General features: G+C 64.2%; 19 protein-coding genes. 7 read left to right on the top strand and 12 right to left on the bottom strand.

Annotated features, from left to right (window positions below; translation table 11 throughout):
• Nucleotides 1-57: 57 nt before the first annotated feature.
• The 3 genes from BTH42_RS27015 to BTH42_RS27025 form a co-directional block, all read right to left on the bottom strand.
• Entirely contained in the window at nt 58-1479 is a 1422-nt protein-coding gene (locus BTH42_RS27015; RefSeq protein WP_075304360.1) for a DUF2252 domain-containing protein, read from the bottom strand.
• Nucleotides 1480-1636: 157 nt separating this feature from the next.
• A complete protein-coding gene (locus BTH42_RS27020) occupies nt 1637-3361 on the bottom strand; it encodes a SulP family inorganic anion transporter (RefSeq protein WP_075304241.1) in 1725 nt (574 codons plus the stop codon).
• A 296-nt stretch (nt 3362-3657) separates the two neighbouring features.
• On the bottom strand, nt 3658-5214 hold the full coding sequence (locus BTH42_RS27025) for an alpha/beta hydrolase (protein ID WP_075304242.1): 1557 nt from the start codon (nt 5212-5214) through the stop codon (nt 3658-3660).
• Nucleotides 5215-5332: 118 nt separating this feature from the next.
• Here BTH42_RS27025 and BTH42_RS27030 point away from each other — a divergent pair, with 118 nt between their 5' ends.
• Nucleotides 5333-6715 (top strand): NAD(P)/FAD-dependent oxidoreductase, encoded by a 1383-nt coding sequence (locus BTH42_RS27030; protein WP_075304243.1) that lies wholly within the window; start codon nt 5333-5335, stop codon nt 6713-6715.
• Nucleotides 6716-6764: 49 nt separating this feature from the next.
• On the opposite strand, the gene BTH42_RS27035 is transcribed toward BTH42_RS27030, so the two are convergent.
• Both BTH42_RS27035 and BTH42_RS27040 read right to left on the bottom strand, forming a co-directional pair.
• Nucleotides 6765-7469 carry a hypothetical protein gene (locus BTH42_RS27035; RefSeq protein WP_075304244.1) on the bottom strand — a complete coding sequence of 235 codons (705 nt, stop codon included), beginning with the start codon at nt 7467-7469 and terminating at the stop codon, nt 6765-6767.
• Between the two features lie 233 nt (nt 7470-7702).
• Complete coding sequence (locus BTH42_RS27040) at nt 7703-8044, bottom strand: DUF2628 domain-containing protein (protein WP_075304245.1); 342 nt, start codon at nt 8042-8044, stop codon at nt 7703-7705.
• A gap of 257 nt (nt 8045-8301) precedes the next feature.
• On the opposite strand from BTH42_RS27040, the gene BTH42_RS27045 reads away from it, so the two are divergent.
• From BTH42_RS27045 to BTH42_RS27055, 3 genes are all read left to right on the top strand, one after another.
• A complete protein-coding gene (locus BTH42_RS27045; protein ID WP_075304246.1) occupies nt 8302-8622 on the top strand; it encodes a thioredoxin family protein in 321 nt (106 codons plus the stop codon).
• Nucleotides 8623-8634: 12 nt separating this feature from the next.
• Nucleotides 8635-9054, top strand: coding sequence for a secondary thiamine-phosphate synthase enzyme YjbQ (locus BTH42_RS27050; RefSeq protein WP_075304247.1), 420 nt, complete (start codon nt 8635-8637; stop codon nt 9052-9054).
• Nucleotides 9055-9135: 81 nt separating this feature from the next.
• The gene (locus BTH42_RS27055; protein WP_075304248.1) at nt 9136-10155 is read left to right on the top strand and encodes a class I fructose-bisphosphate aldolase; all 1020 of its coding nucleotides are present in this window, start codon (nt 9136-9138) and stop codon (nt 10153-10155) included.
• Here the strand turns inward: BTH42_RS27055 and BTH42_RS27060 are convergent, their stop codons facing one another.
• The 3 genes from BTH42_RS27060 to BTH42_RS27070 form a co-directional block, all read right to left on the bottom strand.
• Nucleotides 10156-10521: an alpha/beta hydrolase fold domain-containing protein gene (locus tag BTH42_RS27060; RefSeq protein ID WP_256702315.1), complete on the bottom strand. Its 366-nt coding sequence runs from the start codon at nt 10519-10521 to the stop codon at nt 10156-10158.
• 89 nt (nt 10522-10610) lie between these two features.
• The gene (locus BTH42_RS27065) at nt 10611-10895 is read right to left on the bottom strand and encodes a hypothetical protein (RefSeq protein ID WP_075304361.1); all 285 of its coding nucleotides are present in this window, start codon (nt 10893-10895) and stop codon (nt 10611-10613) included.
• Between the two features lie 137 nt (nt 10896-11032).
• Nucleotides 11033-13177, bottom strand: a complete 2145-nt coding sequence (locus BTH42_RS27070) for an ATP-binding protein (protein WP_178392245.1) — start codon at nt 13175-13177, stop codon at nt 11033-11035.
• Nucleotides 13178-13473: 296 nt separating this feature from the next.
• Here BTH42_RS27070 and BTH42_RS27075 point away from each other — a divergent pair, with 296 nt between their 5' ends.
• Both BTH42_RS27075 and BTH42_RS35635 read left to right on the top strand, forming a co-directional pair.
• On the top strand, nt 13474-15132 hold the full coding sequence (locus tag BTH42_RS27075; protein WP_083654937.1) for an FAD-dependent oxidoreductase: 1659 nt from the start codon (nt 13474-13476) through the stop codon (nt 15130-15132).
• 54 nt (nt 15133-15186) lie between these two features.
• Nucleotides 15187-15360 carry a hypothetical protein gene (locus BTH42_RS35635; protein ID WP_178392246.1) on the top strand — a complete coding sequence of 58 codons (174 nt, stop codon included), beginning with the start codon at nt 15187-15189 and terminating at the stop codon, nt 15358-15360.
• A gap of 70 nt (nt 15361-15430) precedes the next feature.
• Here BTH42_RS35635 and BTH42_RS27080 read toward each other — a convergent pair whose 3' ends face one another.
• The 4 genes from BTH42_RS27080 to BTH42_RS27095 form a co-directional block, all read right to left on the bottom strand.
• Entirely contained in the window at nt 15431-15607 is a 177-nt protein-coding gene (locus BTH42_RS27080; RefSeq protein WP_075304251.1) for a DUF2934 domain-containing protein, read from the bottom strand.
• Nucleotides 15608-15735: 128 nt separating this feature from the next.
• The gene (gene glgX / locus BTH42_RS27085; RefSeq protein WP_075304252.1) at nt 15736-17952 is read right to left on the bottom strand and encodes a glycogen debranching protein GlgX; all 2217 of its coding nucleotides are present in this window, start codon (nt 17950-17952) and stop codon (nt 15736-15738) included.
• A gap of 232 nt (nt 17953-18184) precedes the next feature.
• On the bottom strand, nt 18185-18640 hold the full coding sequence (locus tag BTH42_RS27090) for an RES family NAD+ phosphorylase (protein WP_256702319.1): 456 nt from the start codon (nt 18638-18640) through the stop codon (nt 18185-18187).
• Nucleotides 18641-18660: 20 nt separating this feature from the next.
• Nucleotides 18661-19101 carry an antitoxin Xre-like helix-turn-helix domain-containing protein gene (locus BTH42_RS27095; protein WP_178392247.1) on the bottom strand — a complete coding sequence of 147 codons (441 nt, stop codon included), beginning with the start codon at nt 19099-19101 and terminating at the stop codon, nt 18661-18663.
• A 266-nt stretch (nt 19102-19367) separates the two neighbouring features.
• Between BTH42_RS27095 and BTH42_RS27100 the strand changes: the two genes are divergently transcribed.
• Nucleotides 19368-19805, top strand: a complete 438-nt coding sequence (locus BTH42_RS27100; RefSeq protein ID WP_075304363.1) for a PRC-barrel domain-containing protein — start codon at nt 19368-19370, stop codon at nt 19803-19805.
• Nucleotides 19806-19888: the final 83 nt, after the last annotated feature.

Below are 19888 nucleotides of genomic sequence, written 5' to 3' on the forward strand. Positions count from 1 at the left end.
GCATTCGATCCGCGGCGGCGCACCGGGTCCGGACAGGCCGCTGAGGCAGCCTCCCAGCTAATCTTCGGTTTTAGCCGGAATTCGTCCCTCACGAATAGCGCGGACGAAATCGCGATAGTCGCGACGGTTCTGGGAACTATACTCAGTTGCGAACTCCGTGATCGCATCGTCGAAGGTCTGCCCGGAACCCGTGTACCCCGCGATTATCGCGGCATCGCCAGAACGAGCGTGTGCCCGGGCGAGCGCATGTGCGCACATCCGTGCGTATTGCCGCAACATTCCGGTGTCCCAATCTTCAATAACGACAGACATCTTCATATCGCGTAGCTGGCGCAGATAGAAATCGCGGCCATTTCTCCCACGCGTCCATCCAAGAAATACATCGCTAGCGGTCTGCATCAGGCGCTGCCCCGCGATTACCCGCTGGCCGTGATTAGGATGGAGGCTCTTGCCTGCATAAGGTTCCAGAACCGATGCTCGTGCCTCCTTCACTTGCAGGAATAACGGGTCGTGGTCAGAGGCCATGAACAAACCCACGGCGCACATCGTACCGACGCTGCCCACGCCGACCACCTTCAGCGCCAGATCGATGAGATGGAATCTGTCGAACAGGACGCGGACGTGCTCCGGCAGACTCTCGCGGTACGCGGCAATGGCTTCGGCGTATCCCGACTTAAGGCCGGGGGCCATTTCCTCTGTTGGGTGAAAGATCAGTGGTGGCTCGTCCTTGATCCTCGGCTGTGCGCCTTCCTGTGAGACGAGCTTCGGATACAGATGTTCGGGCACCTGTTTGCGCCGCGCCATTTCGATTCGGTCCGATATACGCTTGCGTGCCGCGTCGACGATCGCCTGATCGCCCGAACGGTCCTCGTATTTTTGCAGGTCAATCTTGTCGTACCAGACATCGAGCGCCCGCATTTGTGCGTAATCGTGCGTCCGCTCACGATACTCACGGACAAGATCCGTCGTCACGCGTGCGGTGTCGCTGGAAGGCAGCTCCAGATGCTGCGCTGCAATCACCACACTCGCTGCCAGCCGCTTGAGATCCCACTCGAACGGAGCGGGCAGAGTCTCGTCCAGGTCGTTAATGTCGAAGATGATATTGCGTTCCGGCGTCGCAAAGCCGCCGAAATTCATCAGGTGCGCGTCGCCGCAAGCCTGCACGCGTATCCCGCTTGTCGGCGTGGTGGCGAGGTCCGCGGCCATCAGAGCAGCCGCACCGCGAAAGAACGCAAACGGTGATGCGGACATACGCCCAAAGCGAACCGGAACAAGGCCCGGAAGGCGTCCCTCATTGGAGTCGTTTAGAAGTTCGATGGGATCACGGCGGTTCTTCGGAGGCTCCCATCCGGCCTGCGATTGCCGCAGGACCGAGTTCCGGATAGCGCGCCCCTGCGCCGCCCTTTCATCGGGTGTGCGGAAAAGATCAGTCCTCGCGTGTACATCGTGTGCGACGTGGTGTGAAACGGCCTTGTCCATCGCCTCCTCCATCTCGCGTGCTCTTTCCTCAACAGGTCCGTGTCACGAGGGCCCTGCAAGCTCGCATCCACAACTCGCAGCCAGCTTCAAACAGCAGTGTCCGGCAACGATATGAAGGTCGCGAATCGCGGATGATTCATTGCGCAACTTCGATGGTTTACGGCGCGATTCGCGTCGATCCGGCAGCCTCTTTCGGCAAACCGTGCCACGCGGCAAGCGCCTGTTCAAGATTGAGAAACATACGCTCGTGCCCTAGCGTCCTGCCGAGCTGCGCTTTCTCCACGAGCGCAAAAACTTCCGGGCTCAGGCCGACGAGCCATAACGTGATCCCTTGTTCCCGGTACTTCTTTTCGCCCTCGGTCAACATCTTCAACGCAGTAAATTCGAGGTCGAAGACGGCGCGCATGTCCAGGGCGACGACCTGAGGCCGTGCCTCTTCCACGAGCCGTGCAATCTTGTGACCGATGTTTGACGCATTGACAAAAAAGATCCGGCCCTCGGGCCGCAGGAGCAGCAGCCCGGGGAATGCTTCATCGTCCGGGTGCGTGGGGGACATCGGGCGGAACACGTTCGTGCCGCGCATGCGGCGAAGCACATGGACGGGCGGATCGGACACCTGATAGGCGAGCGCTACCAACGAGATGAGAATCGCGATCAGAATGCCGTTTAACGTCCCGAGCAGCACGACGCCCACGAGCGCCGCTAGTGCCCATACGAACTCAGTGCGCCTGACAGCAAGGATCGCGCGGAAATCCGCCGGCTTGAGCAGACCGATCGAATAGACGATCACCACCGCGGCGAGCGTCGCATGTGGCATCAAACCGATCAAAGGCGCTAGCAGCAGCATGGTGCCGAGGGTAACGGCAGCCGTCACGAGTTCCGCCAACTGGGAGCGCGCGCCTACGAGTCGGTTCACAGCCGTTTGGCTCGTTCCGCCTCCCGCGGGCATCGAACCCAATAGCGCGCCTGCCGCATTGCCGAGACCAGTCGCCACCAGTTCACGATTCGCAAGCGGTACGGGTTCTCCGCTCCGAACAAACGCTCGTCCTGAAGCAATCGTTTCAGTAAAACTCATCAGCGCGATGCCCACTGCTGCCGGCCAAAGCGCTGACATGAGGCCCAGGTCGGGCATGACAAACGAGGGCAGTCCCGTCGGAATATGGCCGACAACCCCAACGCCGTACCTTTGAAGACCAAGAAGGCCGACGCCAGCGATTCCGCCCGCCACTGCAATAAGCGGGGCCGGCGATTTAGGGTAAAACTGTTTAAGCGCTACCAGAATCGCAATCGTCGCGACGCCGACGACGACGGTCGCACCTGAAGCGTGAGGCAGCCCGGTGACGATCGCAGCCACATTATGAAAGAAGGAGCCCTTAACAATGTGAAGGCCGATTAGCTTGGGCAATTGATCGAGCACGATGACGATCGCAATGCCTCCCTTGAAGCCTGTCAGCACCGGTTCGGAAATGAAGTTCGCGACGAAACCGAGCTTGAGCAGCGCGGCGACAACAAGAATAAGCCCAACCAACAAGGTGAGCGTGGCCGTCGCAATAGCGAGCTGGCCTGCGCCACCGTCGGGGACCGCCTGGGCGAGCGCGGCCGCCGTCAGGATGGCCAACGTTGCGCTCGTGCTAACGCTGAGCGGCCTTGATGTGCCAAAGAGCGCATAGACCACCATCGGCACAAAGGCTGTGTAAAGCCCGACCTGGACCGGTAGACCGGCCACTGTCGCGTAGGCCATCGCTTTCGGCAACACGATGGCCGCCGCGGTGATGCCCGCAATGACGTCCGGTTTAACCCATGCCTTCTGATAGTCGCGTACCCACTCGAGAACGGGCACATGCAAACGGAGTGTGCGGTGTGACAAGGGATGGGCGCGCATGATGCGGTCCTCCGAGCGGAAAAACGCTGCTGACGGAACCAGGGATGGTGCGTTGCGCCGTCGACCGCGGTCTGCTGTTCGCGCGCTGGCCACTCGCGGCTCGGGGCGTTCCCGGGACTCCGCTTGCTTGCAGCTCCTCGGGACAGTGGACGTTCATATTCAACCACCGTGTGTCCGAGTCCGATTGACATCGATCAACGAACGTCGCAGTCGTCGCACCCGTGCCCGCGCGTCGAAGCTGCGGATTTCATCCGCATCCCATTCCGCCTACGCAGAGTTGCGCAGCGTCTTCCGGCTCACAGTGACCCCGCAAGACTGCGGACAAATTCCCCGATCTTCTCCAGAACGGGTTGCTGTTCCCCCGCGAACGGCCAGTGATCGGCGCCGCCAAGTTCAACGAATCGCGCCTGCGCGATGTGGCTGGCGAGATCCCTCCCGGCGCCGACGCGAACCGCGCGGTCGTCACGACGATGCAGCACCAAGGTCGGCACCGAAATTCGGCCCACGAGCTGCCGCACATCCATGTCGCGCAACGCCGCGAGCACTCCCCTGAGGGCTCCCGGGCTCGACGCGGCGCGCAGCAGCCCTGCCCACCAGGCTCTCGCCTGAGGATCGCCGGCCAGGCTTGGCGCGAATGTCTCAATGCCCGCAGGGCCGCCCCACACCGCGACGAGCTGCTGCAGCCACATGTCGTACTGATTCGCCTGAAGCGCGTGGGGATAGTCGTGCGTTGCGGTTCCCTTCGCCAACGACGCGAACAGAATGAGACCGGCAACCCGGTCGGGGTGATCGACGGTGAACCTGATGCATGCCGGCCCGCCCTCCGACGCGCCGAACAACACGACCCTTCGACTGCCGACGGCGTCCAGCACAGTACCGATGTCTTGCGCGGTCGCGTCGACATTCGGATTAAACCCGACCCGGTCGGAAAGCCCGACGCCGCGACGATCGAACAGGATGAGACGGCCCATCCCCGCGAGAGAAGACAGGAAGGCCCGGCACCGGGGCTCCTCCCACACCCGTTCGACGTGAGATACGAAACCGGGCAGCAGCAGCACATCGATGCGGCCCGCGCCGTAAGTCTGAAATGCGAGATGGACGCCGCCGCTGCTGACGTAGCGCGTCGACGGCAGGTCCCCGATCGGCGACGTTGAGCCTGCATCGAGCAGCGCGCGGGTTTCGGGTTCGGGAGCCACATTCAACTCGTCACGAAGGCGACGCGTCAGGGCCTCGAGGTGCCGCTGGGCCGTCGCCCGCTCTCCCGCGAGCAGAAGGTTGCGGACTAGGTGCCGGCCGTACACTTCGCTGAACGGGTCGAGCTCAGCAAGACGGCCGGCGTGCGCGGCCGCGGCCGCGTAGTCACCCGCAGCATTTTTGTCGTGGACCACTCGTTCGAGCGCCTGAATCACGCGGCCGCGCAACGCCTCGCGGCGAAAAAAAGCCCACTCGTCGAACTGCGGGCAGTCGCCCGGCGAAAAACCGTCGAGAAAGTCACCGGGATAATGGCGGCATGCCTGCTCGAACTCGCCGCGGTCGCACGCCTGCTCGAACAGTTGCGAATCCACCTGCAAAGTGATCGCCGCGGACCATCTCACCGTGGAGCGATCTATAGTAAGAGTGTCGTCGCCGAGCGCGTGCTGGAGGCGATGCAACAGGCGCCGCAGCCGCGCCCGTACAACCTCTTCACCGCCTTCCGGCCACAACATCGTGGCAAGGACATCGCGTCCGACCGCGCCCTCCGCTTCGGCCAGATAGACCAACAGAGCGAGCCCTTTGCGCAAGGGCAGCCGGCACAGCCGGTGATCCCGGCGAATCTCCGGAAATCCAAGCGTCCGCACGCTGAAAAGAGCCATGGCGAGGCGACCTTCAATGACGGCGCCCAGGGGACGCTCAGGGGACGGACCGATCCTACCATTCGCTGCAAACAACGGTAGCTGGACTTATCGGGGCGGATCGAACTGGAGGATTGCCATGAAGAAACTGGGTGAACATGCGATCGTGATCGGCGCGAGCATGAGCGGGCTGCTGGCTGCCCGCGTACTGTCCGATTTCTATACCGCCGTTACCGTGCTCGAACGCGACGCGTTTCCGGACGCGGATGCGCCGCGCAAGGGCGTGCCGCAAGGCCGTCATACCCACGGGCTGCTGGCGCGCGGCAGCGCGGTACTCGAGGAACTCTTCCCCGGATACAACAGCGAGGTCGTTGCGCAAAGCGGCGGCTTGATCGGTGATGTCGCCAACGATGTGATCTGGATCGGCCACAACGCGAGGCTTGCCAACAGCCCGAGCGAGCTGATTGGTCTGCTCGCCAGCCGTCCCGTGCTCGAAGGTCATTTACGCCGGCGCCTCATGGGGTTGCCGAACGTGCGCGCGATCGAAAATTGCGCGGTGCGCGCTCTTGTGACCGACCCCGTCCGAACAGGCGTGACCGGTGTGCGCATACATGCAGAGGGCAACGCGGAGGAGACCCTCAGCGCGGACCTCGTCGTCGATGCGACCGGCCGTGGCTCTTCCAGTGCGGCGTGGCTTGAAGATTTGGGCTACCCGCCTCCCGCCACGGAAAAGGTCGAGATCGGGATCAGCTACATGACTCGCACCTATCGACGTCAACCAACTGATCTCGATGGCAAGCACGGTATCGTTGTCGCCGGCAGTGCGCCCAACTGGCGCAACGGCGTGATGCTCGCGCAGGAAAACGATAGCTGGATCGTCAGTGCCGGCGGCTATCTTGGCGACGATGCGCCCGACAACGACGAGGGCTTTCTCGCGTATCTTGCGACGTTGCCGACCATGGAGATTCACGACGTTATCGCAAGGGCGGAGCCTCTAACCGCTTACAGGCGCTACCGCTACGCGTCCAACCTGCGTCGGCGGTACGAGAAGCTCGCACGTTTCCCCGCGAATTACGTCGTTTTCGGCGATGCGATCTGCAGCTTCAATCCTGTCTACGGGCAAGGCATGACGGTCGCGGCAGAGGAAGCGCTGGCGCTACAGCGGTGCCTGCGGGCGGGATCGAACGATCTTGCGCGTCGATTCTTCGGAGCGGCCGGGAAAATCGTCGATATTCCGTGGGACATTGCGGTTGGCAACGACCTGCGCCACCCACAAGTCGAGGGCGCCCGCCCGCTGATGCGGCGTTTCATCAACTGGTACATCGGCAAACTTCACGTTGCAGCGACACGCGACAGCACGCTGGCGACAGCGTTTCTGGAAGTCGTCAACCTGATGATGCCGCCGTCGTCGCTGCTCAGCCCCGCGGTTGCCAGGCGGGTCTGGCTGGGCAACCGGGGGCCTGTGTTATCGGCTCCCTCGCCTTCAATCGAAGCAGGCACGCGCAATCGCGCATCGTCCTGACCGGGTATCACGGTGTTGGTGGGCGCAGGCGTCTACCCTGCGCTCGTCACTATCCCGCGCGACGCCAACGCCCCGAATGCGGACACACGTCCACTGGCGCGCCGTTCAACCAAAGCTGCTCGTCCTCGGGCGCAACGCAGTCCGCTTCGACGACATCAAACACAACCCCCAGCGGCTGCGCGACCCGCGGCTCTTCGATCGAAAGCTCCCAGGTCAGAAACACCTGAATGCAATCGCGATCGGAGGCGAAGTCGGCTTCGTCGAAAGCACTCGCGCCGCGCGGCACGACGCCATGAGGCTGACACGGATCGAACAGGAGTACCGTGCCGCGAGTGAGCGGTACACGAACGCCGCTAGCGGGAAAAAACACATCCAGCCCCTTGTCCTCGCTCAGAAAGAGATTGCAGAACGCCGCGCCGCCGTACTGGTTGCCATCGTGGTGATACCTCGCGCCCCGGCAGGCCATCAGTGCGACGTCACTGGCGGCAAGTACCTGCGGGATGCCGAGAGTGGCAGTCCAATCGGATACGGCCCGCACGCAACGTGTGTAGTCCGGCCAACGCATCCGCGCTCTAGCCAGAGGCAACGTATCGACGTCGCCCGGCTCCAGAACCACGTTCGACGCGATCTCCCGGTCCCAATCGGCAAGCAGACGAACAGGCGGCGCCGGGACGTCGACCACGCCTGATAACACGACCTCGCTCACGCGCCGGCTGCGGAGCGTTTCGCCGCTATGGAACCAGGAAGTCAGCATAGGTGATCCAGCCCGCGCGGATAAGCCGCGCAAAAACGAAGTAAGAGGGTTTTGCCGCGGCGAAGTCTACTACGAGGTTCACGCACCGAAGTTTCCGTTAAAAACGCACATGCGACCATCTCATTAGGATAACTTTTCTTATCATAAGGCATGTGTTTTGCCGACAAACTCACGCTTATGAAAACGCGCCGAGCCCCCAGATGACGACGGCGATAATCGCACCCGGCACCACGCTATCGATTCCCGACACCGGCATCGCGACGACCCGGCAGGTTTTCACCGACCACCCGATAACCCTGTTGCTCCAACGTCCACCGATGCCATCGGTTCCCATACACCCCACACCCAACGGCAAACAGAACGGAGAGCAAAAACCCGATCAAATCCGCGGCCTCGCCCCACAATCCCATGCCGAGAAAAATCACGTTGATGGCGAGCATCACGAACGCGGCGAACCACATCCGCTTCGATAGCGCCCAGATAAAACCAAGCAGACAAGCGCCCCAACTAAACCCTGTCGCGACCGCGACGGCCTGCTGTTGCTGTGGATGTTGCAGATAGATCGGTGTGCCCATTTTTCTCGCCGGATTCCTTTCGATAGTGTCAGGCGCGGATTGAGCGCCTGAAGTGCTTTTAACATGCGACCGCGTCAGGCCGATGAGTCAAGGCCGATGAGCGTGCGATACCTCGCGATACCGCCGTCCCCGTCCATGACGACCCGCAGCATAGCTGCTACCCTTGCTGAATATTCAGGCGCGAAACGCCGTGCAAGCAGGAACAGCGACCGCACGCGCGCGCCGTCTACCCAAACCCGACTTGCCCCGGAGCCCGCATGGCCACCGCCACCCCGTATTCGTCCACCGCCCCCACCCGCGCCGAACTCGATGCACTGCCCGGCGTCACCGTCGTCGAATTCGGCACGAACTGGTGCGGCATCTGTCAGGGCGCGCAGGCATCGATTGCCAAAGCGCTCGCGCCGCACGCCGCCCTCCGGCACCTGAAAATCGAGGACGGCCCCGGCCGCCCGCTCGGCCGCTCGTTCAAGGTCAAGCTATGGCCGACGCTGGTGCTGATGCGCGACGGCGCCGAAGTCGCGCGCGTGGTCCGGCCGACGCGCGCTGAAGATATCGAGGACGCATTCGCGTCGCTCTGATTCGCCTCCATCATGCGCCAGGCTATCCATCATCTGAGCGTTCAGGCCCGCACCCGCGGCCTGGTCGAATTTACCGACGAGGTCCGTCGCTTCGTCGCCGAACAGGGTATCCGTACCGGTCTGCTGACACTGTTCTGCCGTCATACGTCGGCGTCGCTGCTGATTCAGGAGAATGCGGATCCATCGGTACGGCGCGATCTCGAACGCTACTTTGCGACGCTCGCGCCGGAGGACTCCGCACGCTACGAACACGACACCGAAGGCCCCGACGACATGCCCGCCCATCTACGCACCGCGCTCACGCAAGTGCAGTTGTCGGTGCCGGTCGAACATGGACGGATGGTGCTCGGCACATGGCAGGGGCTCTATCTGTTCGAGCATCGTCAGCACACGCAGCCGCGCGATATCGTGCTGCATCTGCTCGGTGAATAAACCCGTCACACGCATCACACGAAGGAACCCGCCACCGACTTTCCACCGCACACCGGTCCCGACCGAAAGGGAGCACTTCTCATGGACACCCGTAGCGAGCTGCAAGCCACCGTCGACGCAATGGTTCAACCCGGCAAGGGTCTTCTCGCCGCCGACGAGAGCGGCCCGACCATCGCCAAACGCTTCAAGACGATCGGCCTCGAATCGACCGACGAACATCGCCGCGCGTACCGGAACCTGCTGCTCACCACACCGGGGCTCGGCGAGTTCGTCAGCGGCGTGATCCTCTATCAGGAGACGCTCGGCCAGAAAGCCGACGACGGCACGCCGTTCCCGCAACTGGCCGCCGCCAACGGCGTGGTGCCCGGCATCAAGGTCGATCTCGGCAAGGTGCCGCTCGCGCTGTCGCCCGGCGACGAAATCACCGAAGGACTCGACGGGCTCGCGAAACGCTTCGTCGACTACAAGCGGCAAGGCGCGCGCTTCGCGAAATGGCGCGCGGTCTACAACATCACCGCGACCCTGCCGGGCCGCGCGGCGATCGAAGCGAACGCGGAATCGCTCGCGCGCTACGCGGCGATCTGCCAGGAAGCCGGCATCGTGCCGATCGTCGAACCGGAAGTGCTGATGGACGGCGACCACACGATCGGCCGCTGCGCGGAAGTGACCGAGGAGGTGTTGCACGAGGTGTTTCATGCGCTACACCGGCATCGCGTGGTGCTCGAACACATTCTGCTGAAGCCGAGCATGGTGCTGGCCGGCGCGGAGCATCAGCAGCAATCGAATACCGCCGACATCGCCACGGCCACCATCCGGGTACTCAAGCGCACGGTGCCGGCGGCGGTGCCCGGCATCGTGTTCCTGTCCGGCGGGCAGTCGCCCGAGGAAGCGACCGCGAATCTCGACGCGATGAACCGGCTCGGCCCGCTGCCGTGGAATCTGAGCTTCTCGTATGGGCGCGCGTTGCAGGAGCCGCCGTTGAATGCGTGGCGCGGTCAGGCCGGCAACGTCAACGAAGCGCAGCAGGCGTTGCTCAAGCGCGCCCGGCTCAATGGCGCGGCCGCGCTCGGCAAATACGACGCGTCGATGGAAAAAGACTGACTACGTCACCCTCTCCCCAAACACCGCCCGCTGCGCAGACGCGATAAACGCCTGCGCATCGCGGGCCGCTTGCACGGCCCCCGTCAGCCCGAAAAACTCGTGCGTCGCGCCCTGATAGTTGCGATGCTCGACCGCGACGCCGGCCTCGCACAGTTTCATCGCCAGCGTTTCGCCGTCCGAGCGCAGCGGATCGATGCCGGCCGTCACGATCGCGGTCGGCGGCAGACCGGCGAGGTTGGCGCTCGCGACATCGAGTAACGGGCTCGTCAGATCGGCCTCGCTATCGATCAGGTTCTGCATGAACCACAGCATCATCGCCTTGTTCAGCGGCTTCGCGTTGCGGTTCTCCTCGTAGGAGATCGACACACGCGAAAAAGCGGTTGCCGGCGCGCGCCGATCGTCCCGATCAGCGCATCGCCGCAACCGCTTTTATTTTCAGTCAGCGCAGCGCGAAACTACTGCCCCTTCGTATCGCTGCTCGCATTCGCGCCCGGCATGTTGGTGGTATCGGTCGCGGACTTGGTCGACTTCGAATGCTTCTTCTGATGCTGTTTCCCCTGGTGGGTCATACCCGATGTCGCCGCCCCGGCATCGCCGCCCTCGCGTGTCGAGGTCGCGGCATTACCGTTCGGGTCGTTGCCGGCGGGGCCGCCCCCGCCCCCACCGCCGGCGCCCTGCGCGAGCGCCAGCGACGAAGCTGCAAGCAAGCTGGAAACGAGCACTGCGTGTCTGATCTTCACGATCGTCATGTCGATTCTCCTGGGTGTCGAAAGTATCGGAAGGACGCCGGCGCGCGCTGACTCGCGTGCGCCTATCCCAGCGATATTTCAGCAAGGGCTGTGCCGCGGGAAAGCCGCGCGCCCGTCAGGAATCAACATCAGGTCTGGCACGCGACCAGCGCGTGCAGTTCGTCGATATTGAACGGCTTCGCGAGAATCGCGATTCCGAGCCGCCGTGCGCGTTCGAGTTCGTCCGCGTAGCCGGTCATCAGCGCGATCTTCTGCGACGGCCACGCGCTGCGCACTTTCTCGGCGAGGTCGATGCCGTTCAGCTTGCCCGGCATCTGGATGTCGGACAGCACCAGCTCGAAGCGCGCGCCGCCGTTCAGCACGTCGAACGCCTGATCGGCGGTCGGCTCGTGGCGCACCTCGCAGCCGAAGGTTTCGAGCACCGCCGTCACGCCGGCCGCGACGTCCTCGTTGTCCTCGACCAGCAGCACCGCGCTGTTCGGCGTCGCGACCGCGCGCGGCGCCTCGACGCTCGCACTCGCGCCGCGCGGGATATGACGCGGCAGAAACAGCCGCACCGTGGTGCCGCTGCCCGGCACGCTGTCGATCTTCGCGGTGCCGCCGGCCTGCTCGCACATCGACAGCACCTGCGCGAGTCCGAGCCCGGTACCCGAGCCGCGCAGCTTGGTCGTAAACAGCGGCTCGAATGCGCGCCGCGCGACCGCCTCGGGCATTCCCTCGCCGTCGTCGGAACAGGCGATCAGCACGTATTCGCCGTCCGGCAGCAGCGTATCGCTGCTCACCAGCCGGTTGTTCTGGCAGCGGACCACGAAGTGGCCGCCGCGCGGCATCGCATCGCGCGCGTTCATCGCGATGTTCATGATCGCGAATTCGAGGTCGGTCGGATCGGCGAGCACCTGCCACAGATTGTCCGGAATCCTCAGCGATAGCTCGACCGTGTCGCCGAGCGCCGCGCCGAGCAGCGGCGCGGCCGCCGGCAGCCAGCGCGACAGATCGACCTGTTCCTGCTTGAGCGGCTGCTTGCGCGCGACGCTCAGCAACTGACGCGTCAGCGTTTCGGCGGAGGTGGTCGCGCGCTCGACCGCGAGCACTTCTTTTTCCAGATTGTTGTAGTGCTTCAGGCGCGCGAGTTCGGTATTGGCCGACACCACCATCAGCAGATTGTTGAAGTCGTGCGCGACGTTCGCGACCAGGTTGCCGAGCGCGCCCATCCGCTGCAATTGCCGGCTCGATGCCTCAGCGGACAGCCGCATCGCGACCTCGCCCTGCCAGCGCTCCCACGCGCGCCGCTCCGCTTCGAGCTGACGCAGCGAGTAAAACACCAGCAGCCAGATCGCGATGCACGGCACCGCGGTCAAGCCGGCAATCATCAGAAAATGGCTGCGCCAGCCGGCCACGATCGACGAAATCGCGTACGCGCTCATCACATACAGCGGGTAGTCGCCGACCCGGCGAAACGCGAGCAGCCGCTCGATGCCGTCGACGCTCGACTTCAACCGCACGTGACCGAACAGCTGTTTGTCGCGCAACGCGGAAGTAAATGCGCTGTTCGACGCCGGCCGCGCGCCCTGCGGCCAGGCCGGATAGCGCACCAGCAGATTGCCGTCCTGGCGATACAGCGCGAGCGTGAGCGACGGATCGTGATTGGTCAGATCGCGATAAAAGCGCGAAAAGTACTCGTTGCGCAGCGCGACACTCACCACGCCGAGAAACTGGCCGTCCGCGCCGGAGCGGCCGGTGGTGGTCGTGAACACATCGGTCTTTGACAGCGGCCCGAACATCGGCAGCGAAAAATACGGCTGCGGCCGCATCGCTTTCGCGGCAAGAAAATCTTCGCGCTGGGCGTTCGAAATCCTCGGCGCCGGATACGCGAGGCTCGACGCGAGCAGATCGCCGTTCGCGCCGAGCAGCCCGATCGACGACACCTGCGGAAAATCGCCGCCGATATCGCGCAGCCGATCGTGCAACTCGCCCTCGCGCGCGCGGATCTGCGCGTCGTCGGCATGGCCGAGCAGGTCGATGATGCGCGAGGCCATCTGGCGGTTCAGGTCGAGCACCTTGACGGCCTGCTCGTCGGCGACCCGCGCGAGCCGGTCGATCATGTTGTTCGCGTCGGCGATCCGGCGCTGGTAGTCGAAATAGCCATAGCCGGCGAGGCAGGCCAGCGGAAACACGATCGACACGACCAGCACGATGAGCAGCATCCGGCGCGTCGCGGCGAAGTTGCGCGATGGCATCGGTAAATCGACTGCAACTCGTTCTGCACGCTGCACGGTCCGCCACTCCATCAGATTGCTTACATTCGCGGAAGTCGCGCCGGCAAGTTCGCGTCCGGCTGTTCGCTCGCTAATTCCCTTATCTCGAAATTTACCGCACTTCCGGCGATGTTCCCAAGCGGCTCGACGCCCGGCAACGCGCGCCGCCGCGGCGGCCGAGCCGGCGCGGGTCGGGCCGATCCGGGCACGGCGATTGCTGCCGCATTGCTGTTCCCCCACAGCCCGCCCCGAGTACCCGCTCGACGCCGTAACGCGGCGCCGGCGGCCGGTTTATCCGCACGCGAGGAATCACCATGTCCACGACTGCCCGCCGTGTCGCCCGGCTATCGCAACTGCGCACGGACCGTGCCGAGCGCGTCGAGGTCGACGGCACACCGATCCTGCTGGTGCGCGACGGCGACACCGTGCACGCATATTCGGCCGACTGTCCACACGCGGGCGCGCCGCTCGAAGAAGGCGCGCTGTGCCACGGCCGGATCATCTGTCCATGGCACAAGGGCACGTTCGACGTCGCGACCGGCAGCGTGCTGGAGCCGCCGCCGCTGCTGCCGCTCGACCGCTATCCGGTGACGCTCGACGGCGACGACGTGCTGGTCTGCGCGCAGAAACTGCCGCCGCCGCAGCCGGACGCAAATGCAAACGCAAGCGCTAGCGCAAACGCGAGCTCGCAAACGCAGGCCGGCGCCGCTGGCGAAACCCCGCACTTCGTCGTGATCGGCGCGGGCGCGGCCGGCGCCGCCGCGTGCGCGGCATTGCGCGAGTGCGGCTTCGCGGGCCGTATCACGCTGATCGGCGACGAACCGCACGCGCCGTACGACCGCACGTCGCTGAGCAAATTCGTACCGTCGTTCGAGATGGCGCCCGCCGACGTGCCGCCGCTGCTGCCGCCCGACTGGCTGCAAACGCACGGAATCGAGCGGCTGGTCGCGAAGGTCGCGCGGCTCGACGTGCCGGCGCGCACGATTCATTTCGAAGCCGGCGCGACGGCCCCGACGCAAGCCATCGAGCCACTGAAATACGACACCGCGCTGCTCGCCACCGGCAGCGTGCCGAAAGTGCCGGACATCCCCGGCCGCGATCTCGGCGGCGTGCACGTGCTGCGCCATCTCGACGACGCGGCCGCGCTGGTCGATGCGCTCGGCGACGACGCGACGCAGACCCGCGTCGCGATTCTCGGCAGCAGTTTCATCGGCCTCGAAGTCGCGTCCGCGTTGCGCAAGCACGGCGTGCCGGTCACCGTGATCTCGCCCGCCAAAGTGCCGTTCGCGAAGCAGTTCGGCGAACGCGCGGGCCAGATGTTTCGCGCGCTGCACGAAAGCAATGGCGTGCGGTTCCGGCTCGGCACCCAGGTCGTCTCGCTCGAAGGCGACGAAGGCAACGTGCATGCGGTGATGCTCGAAGGCGGCGAGCACGTCGACGCTGACGTCGTGCTGCTCGGCACGGGCGTCACGCCGGCGACCGGGTTCGTCGACGGACTGCCGTTGCAGAAGGACGGCGGGATCGTCGTCAACGCGGGAATGCACGCCGCGTGCGGGCTCTACGCGGCCGGCGATATCGCGGTGTTCTCGCTGCACGAGAATCAGGAGCCGGTGCGCATCGAACACTGGCGGGTCGCGCAGCAGCATGCGCGGATCGCCGCGCAGAACATGTGCGGCGCGCGCAATCGCTACAACGACGTGCCGTTTTTCTGGACCTATCACTTCGGCAAGAACTTCGGGTATCTCGGCCATGCGAGCGAGTGGGACGAGATCGTCGTCGATGGCGATCTCGACCGGCACAGCTTCATCGCGCTGTACGTGCGCGACGGCAACGTCGACGCGGTGCTCGCGTGCGAACGCGAAGCGCTGACCGCGCGTTTGAGCGATGCGATGCGCGGCGGGCTAACGCGCGCCGATGCGCTCGCGATGATCGGCGAGCATGCGCGGCAGGCGTCGCCAGCGGCCGGATCGTGACGGCGGGAACCGTCACCGCGCTTAATTCAACCAGCACCAGGAGGAACCGTTGCCATGACGACCAACAAGGAAAAGCATCCGAATTCGGAAAAGAGCGAAAAGCAGATCGACAAAGAGGTCGAGGACAGCTTCCCGGCCAGCGATCCCCCTTCCACCGGAGGCACGACCAAGATCGTTCCGGAAGAGGACAAGAAGAAAACCGGTAAGGACAAGTCCGCCGGCAGCTAGAGGCGTGGCGGCGCGGCGCCGGCGTGGCGCCGCCCGGAGCCTTCGGCGCTGCGCAAGCGTCGAGCGACGCTTACTTCATCGTGTCGCCCGACACCGGCCCGCTTTCGACCGGCGGCGCCTCCTTCTCGATCTCGCTGCGCGCCCGCTGCCAATACTGCTCGGGCGTGCCCTTCGGTTCGTCCGCCTGTTGCCACAGGTAATACGCGCGAGTGCGGATCTGTTCTTCGACGCTCGGTTCCTGTTCCATTTGCTCACCCCTGGCTGGCTATACGCGGATGCGCGGCGGTCGCGAAACGGACCGCGCGGGCGCAGCGTTATGGACAGCGAAGCAACCGTTGTTCCCGGGTGCGCGGGTGTTACGACGCGTTGATGTGCTTATGAACTCGCCGGCGTTTCCCCTTCATCAGAAGTCAGCTGTTCTTCGAGCCGGTCGAATACGCGCTGCGTCGCTCGGCTCGGCGCTTCGAGCGCGAACAGCAGCAGCGAGCGGCCCGTCACCTGATACTCGTCGCCGGCGCTAAATTGCGGCAACTCGGCACGCACCGGCATGTTGGTATCGACGAGGCAGGTCCACACCTCGCCCTCCGGAATGTCCGGCAGCGTGAAATTGACCACGTCGTGATGCGCGTTGAACACCAGCAGCAGCGTCGCGTCCGACGCGAGCCGGCGAATTCCGCTCGCCTGCGCGCGGCCGTCGATCACAAGGCCGAAGCAGCGCATCGCCGAATCGTCCCACTGCTCGCCGCTGATGTCGCTGCCGTCCGGCGACAGCCAGCGGGTATCGGTCACGTCGAGCGTTTCGTTGTATTCGCCGGTCAGGAAGCGGCCGCGCCGCAGCACCGGCAGCCGATGCCGCAGCGTGGTCAGATTGCGCACGAACTCGGAGAGCGCGCGGCCGTCGTCGTCGATCGCGTCCCAGTCGACCCAGCTGATCTCGTTGTCCTGGCAATACGCGTTATTGTTGCCCTGCTGGGTGCGGCCGAATTCGTCACCGGCCAGCAGCATCGGCGTGCCTTGCGCGAGCAGCAACGTGGCCAGCAGATTGCGTTTCTGGCGCTCGCGCTGCTGGTGGATATCGGCGTCGTCGGTCGGGCCCTCGGCGCCCATGTTCCACGATTTGTTGTCCGAATGACCGTCGCGGTTCTCCTCGCCGTTCGCTTCGTTGTGCTTGTCGTTGTACGAGACCAGATCGTTCAGCGTGAAGCCGTCGTGCGCGGCGATGAAGTTCACACTGGCCCACGGGCGCCGGCCGCGATGATTGAATTTGTCGCCCGATGCGGTGAGCCGCGTCGCCAGATCCGCGACCTTGCCTTCGTCGCCCTTCCAGAACTCGCGCACGGTGTCGCGAAAGCGGTCGTTCCATTCGGCCCAGCCCGGCGGGAAGCCGCCCACCTGATAGCCGCCGGGACCGCAGTCCCACGGCTCGGCGATCAGGCGCACGCTTTCGAGCACCGGGTCCTGGCGGCAACTGTCGAGAAAGCCGCCGCCTTCGTCGAAGCCGTGATCCTCGCGGCCGAGGATCGTCGCCAGATCGAAGCGGAAGCCGTCCACCTTCATTTCGGTGACCCAGTAGCGCAGGCTGTCGGTGACCATCTGCAGCACGCGCGGATGCGACAGGTTCAGCGTGTTGCCGGTGCCGGTGTCGTTGATGTAGTAGCGCGGCTCGTCGGGCATCAGGCGGTAGTACGACGCGTTGTCGATGCCCTTGAACGAGATCGTCGGGCCGCGCTCGTTGCCTTCGGCGGTGTGGTTGTAGACCACGTCGAGAATCACTTCGAGGTCGGCCTGATGAAAGCGGTCGACCATCTCCTTGAACTCGCCGACCGAATCGTGCGACGACGCGAAGAAACGCGGATCGGCCGCGAAAAAGCCGATCGTGTTGTAGCCCCAGTAGTTCGTCAGACCTTTGTCGAGCAGATAGCTGTCGTTGACGAAGGTCTGAATAGGCAGCAGTTCGACCGATGTCACGCCAAGACCGCGAATGTAGTCGAGCACCGGTTTCTGGCCGAGCCCGGCGAAGGTGCCGCGCAGGCGTGCGGGCACATCCGGATGGCGTTTGGTGAAGCCGCGCACGTGGGTTTCGTACAGGATCACGCGCTCCCACGGCAATGCGTTGCGCTCCGGGTGGGTCCACGAGAAGTTCGCGTCGACCACCTTGCACTTCGGCACGAAGGCGGCGCTGTCGCGCTCGTCGAACGACAGGTCGCCCTCTTCCGAATCGAGCGTGTAGCCGAAGATTTCGGGCGCCCATTTCAGTTCGCCGATGTGCGCCTTCGCATATGGGTCTAGCAGCAGCTTGTTCGGGTTGAAGCGGTGGCCGTTGTGCGGTTCGTACGGGCCGTGCACGCGGTAGCCGTAGACCGCGCCCGGTTTCAGATTCGGCACGAACACATGCCAGACCTCGTCGGTGTATTCGGGCAACTCGATGCGCTCGATCTCGTCCTGACCGGTCTCGTCGAACAGACACAGTTCGACCTTGGTCGCGTGCGCGGAGAACAGCGCGAAATTGACGCCGATGCCGTTCCATGTCGCGCCGAGCGGAAAAGGCGTGCCTTCGGAAATGCGCGTCGCGTAGCTGGTTTGGGCTGGCATAGGGGTTCCTGTAGCGGCAAAAGGCGCGTGTCCGCGAGTGGGTGTTTTCCAGTGTAGGCAGTCCCGGGCGGCGCTGGGGGATGCGGCGCGGAGCCGGGGCGAGCCGGGTTGGGTAGCAAGTGGCGGGCCTGGGGGAGCAGGCGAAGAAGACGCTGGGAGGAAGTTGGGCGCTACGGGTACGAACCGCGAATTCGATTGGCGACGAGTTTGCGCGGTGCGCCGGCGAGTTTCGTCAAGCGCCCTTTGTCACCGAGCGGCGCAGCAGCCGCGGATCGGTCAGCCATTCGTCGCGCGTCCCCGGCGTGATCAGCGCGAAATCCGGGTGATTGGGATTGAGCAGGTAATTGGTTTCCGCGGGAACGACCGCGCTCGGCACAGCTAGAACGGCACTGGTCCGCTTTTGCGTCCATGCTGCTCCCACCCGCTGCAATTCGGTTCGCGCAGTGAGATCGCGCCAGTCGCGAGGCAAGCTCGCCGGATCAAGGCGTTCTACGATCTCTTCCGGGATGTGGGCCGGAATCATCAGATAGCGCGCCCGCAGTGGCGCATCTTGCACCAGCATTTCGAGCAACGCGAGCGATTGCGTCTGCGCGGTGTACACCATCGCAATGCCTTTCGGATTCCACCGGCCGCCGTACAGACGTGCGCCCTCCCCTGAAAAAGCGCTATCCGCATAGCGTTCGGTCACGACCCGCCAAGCCGTCAACATCATGCGAACACGCCATGCTCGATACGTCCCAGCGTATCCATCACGCTTTCGGTGCCGATGTCGGTATCGATCAGGCTCAGCGGCGTGGCGTCCGCGAGGGCACCCACCGGCGTCTTGAGCCAGGCGAGGGCTGTGCCGAGATCTTCGAACACTTCGGCGGCGCGCGCGACAACCCGTGCGAGTCGCAGCAGCTTGGCCGACTCTTCGCGACTCAGCACGCCTTCGCGTTTGCGACGCGCAAGTGTGCGCTCGGGAATGTCGAGCGCCTGCGCCAGTTCTGCCTGGGAAAGTCCGATCGATTTGAGCATTGCGTCGAGAGCCTGCGACGAGATGCCGTGACGGACCACATCGACCCATTCGAGCCCGGACCGGGGGGGATGTGGCAACACGGACCGGCCGCCCAACAGTGAATCCGCAGAGATTTTCTCGATGACGTTCACGGTTTTACCTCCTGCCATTTGGCATCTAGTTTATAACAAAATGGCAGTGAACGTCATTGGTGGTCCGGGACGCGTTCTGCTCGTCCCATTCGCGCTATCCGGGCAGAACCGGGGCACGCGGGTCGCAGGAAACCCCGCGGCACGCAATTTGCAGCTACATCACCAGCGGACGCAATTGCCTGCGTTGCAAACATCCGTCCGCGCAGCACATGGCACCCATGACAGGCGCAACCACTACAACAGGGAGAAAAAACATCATGCGCAACATGCACACGACACTCCACTCCAAACCGCGGACCACGCTGTCCAGCACCGTCGCGGCACTGCTCGCCGCGGTCACGCTGAGCTCCGCGCTCAGCGTCTGCGGCAATGCGTTCGCGCAAGGCGCGCCGCAGGCGATCACCGAGCGGCGCACCGACGTCGTGCAACTCGGCAGCGGTTATCGCGCGTCGAAGCTGACCGGCGCGGACGTGTACAACCGCAACAAGGACAATATCGGCACGCTCGACGATCTGATCGTGTCGCCCGGGTCGGATCACGGCACGTACGCGATTCTGTCGGTCGGCGGCTTCCTCGGAATGGGCAAGCACCTGGTGGCCGTCCCGTTCAACGATCTGCAGATCACCGACCGCCGCATCGTTTTACCGGACGCAACGAAGAAGTCGCTCGAAGCGTTGCCTGAGTTTAAATACGCGCCGAGTTGAGTGTTGCGGGCTCACGCCGCCACGCAAACGCATAGCGGCCTCGCCTCAGCACGGTAGCGCAGCGCTATCGGCAGCACTATCGG

Source organism: Burkholderia sp. SRS-W-2-2016, assembly GCF_001931485.1.
In the GTDB taxonomy this organism is placed as follows: domain Bacteria; phylum Pseudomonadota; class Gammaproteobacteria; order Burkholderiales; family Burkholderiaceae; genus Paraburkholderia.